The following is a 9,539-nucleotide window of genomic DNA, read 5'->3' as shown; positions in this document are numbered from 1 at the left end:
CACGATTAACGAAACCATTAGTAATTACTATGACGACTCGAAGCCAACGGTTATTTATTTCCATGGCTGGCAGAATGGCTCTTCGCAAGATGGCTATGACCGCGAAGACTTTACCTTCGCCAACAATGGCAACTCACTCTCGCATAAATCCTGGAAGCAAAGGGGTTGGAACGTTGGCGTATTTTACTGGAACCAGTTTGCCGATGAAGCTGAAGTCAAAGATGCAGAAGCCAAAATGTGGAGTGCTAATGGCCCAAAAGGTATGCGTTATCGGCTAGATGACGGTAGTTACAGCACGTCACAGGCACCGAACAAGTCGGTCGGTGAAATCGCTTTTGAGCAAATCACAGCAGTACTGGCTAACAATAACAAAAACCTGAGATTTGCAGGCCACTCTTTGGGGAACCAATTAGCTGTTTATGTGGCCAAGCAGATTAATGATGGGATTAATGAGGGCACTCTGTCTGATAATGTTATGCCCGACCGTATTGCACTGCTAGACCCCTTCTGGTCAAAAAATGGCAAAAGCTATCTTGGTGATGAAAACGGCGACGGCCAGAACGACTGGGTGGGCGAACGAACGCGTTGGTACATTTCCGATATGATAGCCGACCAGGATGTCGCAGTAGAATGGTATAAGTCATCGGCGATATATGACTTATGGATTGGCGACCAAAACACGCCGTTGGAGAGTATTGTTAACCTCAACCACTTGCGTTTTTGGTATCTGAATTCATGGGATATTGCCGGTAAACATGTTGAAGCACGTCACTGGTACTTCCAGTCAATGAATAATGCTGAGCCTGAAGAAGTAACGATTAACTGGTGGGGAAGACGCAAAGACACAGGGTACGATGCCGCCAGTGCCAGAACTTCAGATAACCGCATTAAGGTTATGATGGGGAATGATTATGAGTGGGATCAGGTAGAAGGTCGCTATACCGCAAAGCCTTCGGATGACCAGTTTGAAGTGAAGAACTACTAAAATAAGCTAAGACGTTAAAAGGCTGAATGAGGAGGCGTGCTTTCCTTATTCAGCTTTTAAAATTGCCCATGCTTGCCCTGACCTTTGGTAAACCCCTGTGCGCCGTCTAAGGCTCCTGATGCGGCAGCGACTTCCATGCCTCGGTAGAATTCATTCTTCATGGCTTCATCAAATGACTTGTCCCGGTGCTTAGCTGTCTCGAAGTACACTAACTGGCGAATGACTAGCCACCTTCCTTGTACTCAATCCTACTAAACACATGATCAGTAAGGCTGAACTAATGGGTAGCCATGCCCAAAGATGCCATTGCACTTGATAGTCTAGGTCGAGTAAATAGCGATATAAGCTATAGCAGATTGCTTCAGTACCCAGCAGGGCCAGAATACCTGCCATGAGGCCTAACAAAGCGAATTCACTCCACTGATTAAGGCGAAGCTGCTTTCGGTTAGCGCCGAGTGTCCGTAAAATTGCACCTTGTAATATTCGCTCATCGATACTTGAATAAATGGTCGCCAGTAAGACCAACACACCGCCGATCAATACTAGGATAAGTAAGTACTCAACAGCGAGGCTGACTTGCTTGAGCAAACTTTGAATTTGCGTAAAGACCATACTCATGTCGAGTAAGGTAATGGTCGGGAACTCGCGGATGAGCTTAGTAAGTTTTGCCTCGCTGCCAGAAGGGACATGAAAACTGGTTAAGTAACTAAGCGGAAGGTCCTGGAGCGCTGCCTCAGATAGAATCATATAAAAGTTAGGACTAAGTGTTCCCCAATCGACACTGCGAATACTAGTAATGGTCACTGTGAAGCTTTGTCCGGCCACCTCGAAGCGAAGCGTGTCGTTAAGCTTTACACCTAATCTCCCTGCTAAACGCGATTCAATAGAAACTTGTTTGCTCGCCGCATCTGACTTTTTATCATTTATCCAAACACCTTCCAGTATTTTGTTTCCTTCGGGTAGTTGTTCACTCCATGTGAGCGCCAGATCTCTTTGAAGGGCCGGGTCTTCACTCAGTTTTTCATCATCATGAACATAGCGTTCGTTGATATGCGTTAATCGCCCTGGAACCATAGGAAAGAGCGGGTAGTTCTTGAAGCCGGTTTCTTCGAGTGCCGCTTTATAACTATCCGATTCATAGGCTTGTATATTCATAGCGAAGAAATTGGGCGCGTTCTCGGGTAAGCCGCGTTGCCAGTCATTTAGTAAATCATTTCTTACAACACTAATGACTAGCATGACCATCAATATCATCGCGAATGCCAAGATTTGAGTGCTGGCACTTTGATTGTTGCGCATGAGGTGTCGCCAGGCGAAACGCACATAAATATTGAAGCGTGCTGAAGGTGTGATTTTATCTAAAAGCTTAAGTATTCCTCGTAAACCAAATGAGAGCAGGATAAGGGTCACCAATCCGCCGACAATCAATGCGAGAGACATCTTTACATCGCCGGTAAACCATAAGCATAACGAGAGAATACATGCGAGCGCGATGCCGTAGATTAGTCTTCCGCTAATGCTCATCGGCTCAAGGTCACGGCGCAGGATTCTAAGTGGGGATACGCGACTTAGTTGAATCAGGTGAGGTAGCGCAAAGCCCAGTAGAGTAACCGGGGCCGTAATACTCGCAATAGCCCAAGCTGACCAAGGTGCGGTAGGCAAGTCATTGATAAATAGGATACTTAGCAAGGAAGAAAGTTGTTCCTGTATCAGGGTGCCAAGCATTAGGCCGATGAGCGTGGTGATGAAGGCGAGAATCAGTAACTGCAGACTAAAAAGCCACAGTACTTGCTGACGACTGGCGCCCAAGGTTCTTAACAGTGCGCTGGTATCGTAGTGGTGTTGGGCATAGTTTTGAGCGGCCATCGCAATGGCAATACCCGCAAGTAGAATCGCGAGAATGGCCGCTAAGGAAAGATAGCTACGTGCTTTATCGAGTGCCGCGGCAAGCGCCTGGTTGTTATCTGATAATGACTCCAGGCTTTGATTGTCACTGAGTAGAGGTTTCAGCCAGACCTTGTATTGGTCAATTGAGTTAAGCGAGCCCTTGAGTTGAGTCGTCTCGGTCTGAGCTTGTTTGTCTTGAAGGTCTGCAAGCAATAAGCGCCAAGTAACGCGACTCCCAGTCTGAATAAGCCCAGCTGCTTCGATGTCAGCCATATTCATCATCAGGCGTGGGGACAAACTATAGAAGTTTCCACCGCGATCACTTTCCTGGGTGATGAGTGCACCTATGGTGAAATTCTGTTTGCCCAGTTCCAGTGTGTCGCCTATTTTTGCATTGAGTAGCGTCAGTAAGCGAGACTCTAGCCATACACTACCAGGAGGTGGTCCTGTTGGGCTTTTCTCCCCGGGCTTGAAGGCACTCAAGCTAGTCATAACCTTACCTTTAAGAGGGTAATGATCATCGACGGCTTTAACGGCGGCCAAAGACATTTCATCCCCTACCACCACAACACTTGGGAACTCCAAGGTGGTACTGGTTGATAAACCGCTTTGTTGCGCACGTTCTTCGAACCCGGCCGGGATTTCTTGACTGGAGCGAATGCGCAGGTCGGCGCCAAGCAGCTCGGTAGACTTTGCCAACATGCCGGCTTCCATACGCGCACTGAATACACTGATAATGGTAGCGACGGTGACGGCTAGAATAAGAGAAAAGATGATTAAGGTGAGCTGCCCCGAACGGGTTTCTCGTCTGAGAAGAGACTGGGACAGACGAATAAGTTTGAGGAAACTGAGGCCTTGCGTGCTTGTATTCATCTTAAGCATTTAGCTCCTTTACCTGGCCATCGCTCATGCGTACGGTTCGGGCGCAGCGCTTAGCTAGTTGTTCGTCATGCGTTACGAGTACAAGGGTTGTTCCCAACTGAGAGTTCAAGGAAAAAAGCTGTTCTACAATTTGTTGCCCTGTATTACTGTCGAGATTGCCGGTAGGCTCGTCTGCAAACAATATTTTTGGTTCAGAAGAGAAGGCTCGAGCGATAGCAACACGTTGTTGTTCACCACCCGAAAGCTGTTTAGGGTAGTGATGGATTCGATGGCTCAGGCCAACCTTGTCCAGCCAGTCTAGTGTTTTCTCTTCAGTTTGGCGGGCGTTATACCTGCCAGACATTTCTATCGGCAGGCTGACATTTTCATAGGCCGTCAGGCCGGGAAGCAGCTGGAAGCTTTGAAAGACAAAGCCTACCCCCTTTGCTCTGACAGATGATCGTTGATCTTCATTTAACTGGTGTAATGCTTCGCCCAAGAGGTAGACTTCGCCTGATGAACTTTCATCAAGCCCGGCCATAATTCCTAGCATTGTTGATTTGCCGCTACCTGACGCGCCAACGATGGCGACAGATTCTCCTTGCTTGATTTCAAGTTGAATGCCTTGCAAGATATCAAGCTGTTCTGAACCGGTATTGACCGACTTACATACATTATTGAGTTTCAGTAGGAGATTTTCTTGAGTGCTATTTTCAGGCATATTCAATCACAAAATAGTTGTCTAAACAGAATGGGGTTTGCGATGCACATGCAGCTAGGTCGTTATTTTATTATTGGCTGCCTGCTTCTACTAAGCAGCTTAACGTATGCGGCGGAAATAGAAAAACCGTTACCGGTAAAAAATACTGTTCCAGTTCAAAAGGCTGCAAGCATTCTAGTGGTGGGTGACAGTATTAGCGCGGCCTTTGGTTTGGATAAGAGTAAGGGCTGGGTAGCGCTGATGCAGCGTGAGCTGGGCGATAACTATCGCGTGATCAATGCAAGTATCAGCGGTGATACCACTACCGGTGGCCGTTATCGTTTAGGTAAGGCCTTATCAACTCATCAGCCCGTTATCGTCATTATTGAACTTGGCGGAAACGATGGTTTACGAGGAACCCCGGTTAGGCAGATTCGTAATAACCTAGAAGCGATGGCTGTGATGTCACAAGAGGCTGGAGCCCAAGTAATATTGCTAGGCATGCAGATACCGCCTAACTATGGTGACCGTTATACCAAAGCCTTTGCGAATATATACTCAGACCTGGCATTGCAAATGGATCTATCCTTAGTTCCCTTCTTATTGGAAGGGGTTGCTGGTGTTGAAGGTATGATGCAAGACGATGGTATTCATCCGACGGAAAGCGCGCAACAAACGATGTTTGAGCACGTAGACAAAGTATTGGATACTTTGCTTTCAGCTAAATAAGTGTGGCAACAGGATGACTATTGAGTTCCGTTACGTCACCTCAATTGCTGAGGTGGGAGAGCAGGCCTGGAATTCCTTGGCAGGTGAGGGCTACCCCTTTGTGCGCTACCACTTTCTCGATGCCTTGGAAAAAACACAAGCGGTTGGTGGATGCTCAGGATGGTTGGTGCATCACCTCATGGCTTATCAGGGCGATACATTGGTCGCCGCTGTTCCTAGCTATGTTAAGCAGCATAGCTATGGTGAATACGTCTTTGACCATGCTTGGGCGAATGCTTACCATCAATATGGATTGGCTTATTATCCCAAGTTAGTTTCAGCCATTCCTTTCACCCCCATTACCGGTTCACGGATACTTATACGAGAGGGTATTGATCATAGCGCCGTGATTACGGCCTTGCATGACTTTGCTCCAAAGCATTGTCATGAGCAAGGCTACTCGGGTTGGCATCTGTTATTCCCTGGTTCAGAACTATCGACAGTCTTCAAGCCTCCGGTTCTTCAGCGTAAGGCTGTGCACTTTCAATGGACGAACGAGGGCTATCAGAGTTTTGATGACTTTCTCGCCTCTTTTAGCTCACGAAAACGAAAAAATCTTAAGAAAGAACGTGCAAGTATTTCCCAGCAAGGAATAGAAGTAGAGGTATGGGAAGGTAGGGAAATAAACGCTGAGCTTTGGCGTAGCTTTTATGACTTTTACCAAATCACCTATGCCAAACGTAGCGGTCATGGTGGCTATTTATCGCCATCATTTTTTGAGCGTATTGCTTCAGAGATGCCTGAGTATCTTGTGTTGATGATGGCAAAGCGAAATGGCGAGTACATTGCTGGTGCATTAAATTTTAAGGGCGATAATGCCTTGTACGGTCGTTATTGGGGCTGTATCGAAGAGGCTAATAATCTTCATTTCGAGCTTTGTTACTATCAAGGGATTGAATACTGTATCGCGAATGGCCTGGCTAGGTTTGACCCCGGAGTTCAGGGTGAACATAAAATCCAACGAGGCTTTCGTCCGACTTATACTTACTCAAACCACTGGCTGGCTGAAGAAGGGTTTCGAGAGCCCGTTGCGGAATTTATTAGCAAAGAAAATGAAATGCTCGAAGCTTATTATGAGGATGCGAGTACTTATTTGCCTTTCAAAAAACAGCAATAAGGCTCTGCTAGTTTGCACGGCTTTAATGTTCTCCAATCTTTTGAAACTGATCTAGCTCGTTGATAAGGTCTGGACTGGAAAGTGCCATTTCGAGACATAGGTACTTGTTTTGATTTTGGTCGGATGTACGCCAAAGTGTACCGGTTCGCGATTAGATGTTTACCCCCTAACGTTATGATATCCCACCGTTGTCATCCTCGCGCATGCGGGGATCCATTGTTTTTGACCCAAACCTTATTAATTCGATTACTACGACGGTTTCAAATGCTGCGTTCTATTCAAGACAATGGATTCCCGCCTGCGCGGGAATGACGGAGTTGTGGTGCGGGAAGGCACAGTGTGGAAGGGCCGAGAGTCCAACTTGCCGCCATTCCGCCCTCTTCTACTAACCTGTAATAGGCTAAAACCTAAGCAAGCACCAATGACCTCACTTCTCAAGCTTGGCGATATAATCATGAATCGCCAGTTGGGATTGAATCTTACGTTTGTTACCCCGTGGTTTATATTGATTGGTCTGCTTCGCATCGATGATTCGCGCTTTGGTGGTATCTGACCATTGAATCTCGAAGATATCCAGAATCTGCTTTTGAAGCTGTTTGTCGTAAACCGGGCAGCCTACTTCAACACGGTGGTCGATGTTGCGGGTCATCCAGTCTGCAGATGAGATATAAATCTCATGCTCGCCCTGGTTGGAGAATATCGACACACGTGGGTGCTCCAGAAAACGATCGACAATGCTAATAACTTTGATGTTGTCGCTCAAACCTTTAACGCCGGGTAAAAGGGTGCACATGCCACGAATAATAATGCGAATTTTTACGCCAGCCTGGCTTGCTTTGTAGAGGTGCCCAACGACTTCGTCATCGACCAGGTTATTGACCTTCAGCATGATTTCGGCAGTCAGGCCTTTCTCGGCGTGCTTTATCTCACGATCAATCAACTTGTGAACACGTGGCCGGAAATCATTTGGCGAGACGATAATGTGTTTGAAGTGATAATGTTTATAGCTGAAGCGAATGAAGTTAAATACGTCTTCTACTTCGGCGGTAATTTCATCGTGGCAGGTAAATAAAGAGAAGTCGGTATAAATCCTTGCGGTCTTCTCGTGGAAGTTACCTGTGCCGATATGAGCGTAGCGCTTATAGCCGTCACTTTCGTTGCGTCCAATTAAACAAAGCTTGGTGTGGCACTTCAATGCAGGCACACCAAAGTCTACTTTGATGCCCGCATCGGTCAGTACCTTCGCCCATTCTATATTTGCTTCTTCGTCAAAGCGGGCGCGCAGCTCAACCACGACGCGAACATTTTTACCATTCTTTGCCGCATTGATCAGGGCATCGATAATTCGGCTTTTTTTGGCGACGCGATAAATGCTGATACTGATATGTTCAACTTTAGGATCGTATGATGCCTGCCGTACGAACTCGGTGAAATGGTTGAACTTGTGATACGGGTAATAAAGTAAAATATCGCCTTCAGAAATCGCCTGGAAGCTGCTTTTGTGAGCGGCGAACTTCTTGCTTTCGATTCTCGGAAGCGGTGAATATTCTAAATAGTTGCGCCCGATATTAGGGAAACTGATGAAGTCTCTGAAGTTGTGATAGCGGCCACCCGGGATGACGGCGTCATAATTTGAGATGCCGATTTTATCAAGCAAGTAGTTCAGTGTGGATTTCGGCATTTCCCTGTCATAGACAAAGCGAACTGGCTCAGCTGTCATGCGTTGCTTAATGCTGAGTGACATCTGCTCTAGTAGAGATTGGTCAATATCTTCAGATAGCCCGTATTCCGCATCACGAGTCATCTTCATGGAATAGGCATGAATTTCATCAAACTTATAATTGCCTTTGAAGACGCTCTTCAGAGAGTAGCGAATAATATTATCAAGCATGATGATGCAGCGGCGCTTTTGCCCCTTGATTCTAGGTAGCTCAATGAAACGGCTCATATCGTCTGAGGGTACTTCAACCAAACTATATCTAGATTCGCCTTTGCGAATTAGTTCGACCGCAAGGTAGGTGATGTCATCATCCAATACCTGAGCAAGGTCGATTTTTCCCTCGCACATTATAGGGTTAATGTATTGCAGAACATTGTCTTTGAAATACTGATTAACCCATTCCCCTTGCTCTGGAGATAACTGTTGCTCGTTGATCAGAAAAATGTTGCGCCGGGCCAGGCATTTCAAAACGTGAATATAGATTTCGTCAAACCGTTCGCCTAGCTTGATGACTTTCTTTTGAATCTTCTTAAGTAATTCTCGATCTTCACTGGCATCTTCGCCTTGGTCTTTCTTAATAAAAATTTTTCGCTTTACGTCGGCGACACGAACACGGAAGAACTCATCCATATTATTGGAATATATACCGAGAAACCTGACCCGCTCGACAATCGGTACATTTGCATCAGCGGCTTCCTGTAGAACGCGCTCATTGAAGGACAGCCAACTCAGTTCTTTCTCTATAAAATCTTGCTTGTTCGTCATTTTGAAACTACTCGCATACAGCTTAATCAACCGGACTATTTAAATAGGACTTATGTGACAGTTTGATGACAATTTAAGTCCTGAGGTTCAAATACTTTGTATTTCCGGTTATGTAGGTCTAGGATAGATATTGACGTAGTGACGTCATTACGTCAATTAATGTTATTTACACAAAGAAAGGTGATTTACCATGTCTAAGAAAACAAAATCTATCAAGAAAGAGATCAAAGCGCGTAAAGCTAAAGTAGCCAAGCAGACTAAGAAAATCAGCAAGCTGAAAAAGGCGCTGAAGAAGGCTTAATGTGCCATCTTGAAGCTAATGTAGGGGCGCGATAATTCGCGCCTTTGCCTTTTATGGTGCTCGGCAATATGGATGAATGGATGTTACTATGCCGTTTATAGGGTAGTGAAACGACAAGGGGTCTCTTTATGAGTCGCAAGAGTACAGATAAGAAAACCGATGCAGTGTCGAAAGGTACGGCTAAGACTCCTCAGCTTGATCAAGTGCATGCATCCGAGAAAAAAGAGAAGGCTAAGAAAAATACCTCCCTACGTTTAGATAAGAAAACATTGAAAGCACTGAAGATTATTGCGATAGAGCAAGAAACGAGTATACAAAAGCTAATTGAGAGCTTGGTAAAGGACTATATTAAAGAACATGGCAAATTGGATTAGTTGAATCTGCCATGTTAGAAATTATAAAAATACCATTAGTGCACGTGATTTTAGTTGTTAT

7 protein-coding genes are annotated in these 9,539 nt (G+C 45.7%); 4 read left to right on the top strand and 3 right to left on the bottom strand.

Translation table 11 applies throughout. The features are described from left to right. On the top strand, positions 1 to 985 hold a 985-nt coding region (locus A3761_RS27855; protein WP_068750604.1), incomplete at its 5' end, for a cell adhesion protein. 189 nt (positions 986 to 1,174) lie between these two features. Here the strand turns inward: A3761_RS27855 and A3761_RS17610 are convergent. Together A3761_RS17610 and A3761_RS17605 are read right to left on the bottom strand one after the other, a co-directional pair. After that, positions 1,175 to 3,754 (bottom strand): ABC transporter permease, encoded by a 2,580-nt coding sequence (locus tag A3761_RS17610; protein WP_082865189.1) that lies wholly within the window; start codon positions 3,752 to 3,754, stop codon positions 1,175 to 1,177. After that, entirely contained in the window at positions 3,747 to 4,454 is a 708-nt protein-coding gene (locus tag A3761_RS17605) for an ABC transporter ATP-binding protein (RefSeq protein ID WP_068553431.1), read from the bottom strand. The genes A3761_RS17610 and A3761_RS17605 overlap by 8 nt, the downstream gene beginning before the upstream one ends. On the opposite strand from A3761_RS17605, the gene A3761_RS17600 reads away from it, so the two are divergent. Further along, entirely contained in the window at positions 4,434 to 5,162 is a 729-nt protein-coding gene (locus tag A3761_RS17600; RefSeq protein ID WP_304438880.1) for an arylesterase, read from the top strand. The genes A3761_RS17605 and A3761_RS17600 overlap by 21 nt on opposite strands. Positions 5,163 to 5,175: 13 nt before the next feature. Further along, positions 5,176 to 6,318: a GNAT family N-acetyltransferase gene (locus A3761_RS17595; protein ID WP_068515347.1), complete on the top strand. Its 1,143-nt coding sequence runs from the start codon at positions 5,176 to 5,178 to the stop codon at positions 6,316 to 6,318. Between the two features lie 427 nt (positions 6,319 to 6,745). Here A3761_RS17595 and ppk1 read toward each other — a convergent pair whose 3' ends face one another. Beyond that, positions 6,746 to 8,803 carry a polyphosphate kinase 1 gene (ppk1, locus tag A3761_RS17590; RefSeq protein WP_068642562.1) on the bottom strand — a complete coding sequence of 686 codons (2,058 nt, stop codon included), beginning with the start codon at positions 8,801 to 8,803 and terminating at the stop codon, positions 6,746 to 6,748. Between the two features lie 429 nt (positions 8,804 to 9,232). Between ppk1 and A3761_RS17585 the strand changes: the two genes are divergently transcribed. Next, positions 9,233 to 9,478: a hypothetical protein gene (locus A3761_RS17585; protein WP_197470033.1), complete on the top strand. Its 246-nt coding sequence runs from the start codon at positions 9,233 to 9,235 to the stop codon at positions 9,476 to 9,478. The last annotated feature ends 61 nt before the right edge of the window (positions 9,479 to 9,539 follow it).

This window comes from Oleiphilus sp. HI0123 (assembly GCF_001635315.1).
The sequence above is the reverse complement of the archived record's forward strand: the minus strand, read 5'-3'. Positions and strand labels throughout refer to the sequence as shown.